The sequence below is a fragment of the Pseudomonas sp. UBA6323 genome, from assembly GCF_002439135.1.
In the GTDB taxonomy this organism is placed as follows: domain Bacteria; phylum Pseudomonadota; class Gammaproteobacteria; order Pseudomonadales; family Pseudomonadaceae; genus Aquipseudomonas.
On record NZ_DJSX01000061.1, the window covers coordinates 1 to 1,785 of the forward strand.

Here is a 1,785-nt window from a genome sequence, read left to right on the forward strand (position 1 = left end):
GCCTGGTGGGTTACGCGACGCACTACCTGCGCGGCGCCTGTGCGATTTGCCACGAGCGTCGCTAACCCACCCTACGGGGTCATTCGGCGTCGGGTTCGGCCCACTCACAGAAGCAGCCCACCGCCAGGGTGTTGCTGGCATCCACCTTGCGCCCGGCTGCCAGCGCTTCGAGTATGGGTTCGATGAAGCTGTTGCTCGAGTTGCACACCAGGCCTTCGCTGTAAGGGCCGAAGTAGGCCAGTCGGCCCTGCCTGTCCCAGATCGCCACGGCGGGGCTGGCCGGCAGGTTGGCGCTGCCGGGTAGTTCGCCCAAGGGCTGCAGCGCGGCCAGTTCGGCGGGCAGGCGGCCCTGGCTGCCGGGCTTTTGTACGACATGGAACTGCACGCCTTGCGGCGCATAGTGTTCGATCAGCTCGGCGAGATGCTGCTGGTTACCGACGTTGCACGGGCAGGCTGGGTCCCAGAAGTGCACCAGGCGGATCGTGCCGGGTCCGCTCAGCTCGGCGGGCAGCTGCAGCTCGGCGCCGGAGAACACTGCTGCGCGCTCGTCGAAGGTGCGCAGGTAACGCGTTTCGAACCAGCGGTAGGCCAGCGCCAGACCGACCAGCGAGGCCAGGGTGAGCACGGCAATGAGCAGGTTCTTGCGGGACAGGCGGGGCATGATCGGGCCAGGTAAAAAAGGGCGTGTAGCTTGCCACGATGCGCCTGGCAGCTGAATATCGCAGCATTTGAGGAGTTGTCGCGGGATCGCCCAACAGTCGCCCGCAATTGATGGAAAGCCTTATGTCAGAGCCGTTTCAGCCCGATCAACTCCGCCCTCTGCTGCGACCCTTGGCCGCAGCACGCCTGGATTTGCCCGCACTGCAGGCCTATCGCAGCTTCTACGGCTTCGACCTGGCTGCGCGCTTTGCCGGGCTGGACAACCGCCTCGGCAGCTTCAATGCCGCCGGCTACCAGATTGCCGTGCAGCTGTGGGCGCCGGCCGAGCCGCAAGGCACCCTGTTGTTGCTGCATGGCTATTACGACCATATGGGCCTGTACCGGCACGTGGTCGACTGGGCACTGAGCATGAATTTCGCCGTGCTCGCCTGCGACCTGCCGGGGCATGGCCTGTCCAGCGGGGCGCGCGCCAGCATCAGTGACTTCGCCGAATATCAGCAGGTTCTCAGTGGCCTGTTCGAGCAGGCCGGCGAGCTCGGGCTGCCACAACCCTGGCATCTGTGTGGCCAGAGCACGGGCGGCGCGATCCTGCTGGATTATCTGCTCGCCGATGGCAAACGGCCGGAGCTAGGGCAGAGCATCCTCCTCGCGCCGCTGGTGCGGCCACGTGCCTGGGGCTGGTCGAAGCTCAGCTATCGCCTGCTCAGCCCTTTCGTGCGCGAGATCCCGCGGCGCTTCAGCGACAACTCCAGTGACGCCACCTTCATCGACTTCGTGCACAACCTCGACCCGCTGCAGCCGCGCAGCCTGCCGACCTCCTGGGTCGGTGCGCTGGCTCAGTGGGTGCCGAGAATCGAGGCGGCCGGGCGCAGTGAACACAGCCCGCTGATCATTCAGGGCGAGGCGGATATGACGGTGGACTGGCGCTATAACCTCGAGGTATTGCAGGACAAGTTCCGTCAGCCCGAGGTTCTGCGCCTGACCGAGGCGCGCCATCACCTGGCCAACGAGAACGAGGCGCTGCGACGGCGCTACTTCGATTTCCTGCGTGAGCGACTAGCGTGATTCCCCGCGGCCTCACAAAAGATAGGAGCGGGTTTATCCGCGATGGGCGTTAGCGCCGGA

Annotated in this window: 2 protein-coding genes; one reads left to right on the forward strand and one right to left on the reverse strand. The window is 65.5% G+C overall.

What is annotated here, in order from left to right; genetic code table 11:
* Positions 1 to 79: 79 nt before the first annotated feature.
* Positions 80 to 661, reverse strand: coding sequence for a DUF6436 domain-containing protein (locus B3P22_RS14300; RefSeq protein WP_296271424.1), 582 nt, complete (start codon positions 659 to 661; stop codon positions 80 to 82).
* A 122-nt stretch (positions 662 to 783) separates the two neighbouring features.
* On the opposite strand from B3P22_RS14300, the gene B3P22_RS14305 reads away from it, so the two are divergent.
* Positions 784 to 1,725 (forward strand): alpha/beta hydrolase, encoded by a 942-nt coding sequence (locus B3P22_RS14305; RefSeq protein ID WP_296271425.1) that lies wholly within the window; start codon positions 784 to 786, stop codon positions 1,723 to 1,725.
* Positions 1,726 to 1,785 lie beyond the last annotated feature (60 nt).

Coding starts and splice junctions, on each gene's coding strand:
- B3P22_RS14305 (WP_296271425.1), top strand. CDS start 784: ATGTCAGAGCCGTTTCAGCCCGATCAACTCCGCCCTCTGCTGCGACCC.
- B3P22_RS14300 (WP_296271424.1), bottom strand. CDS start 661: ATGCCCCGCCTGTCCCGCAAGAACCTGCTCATTGCCGTGCTCACCCTG.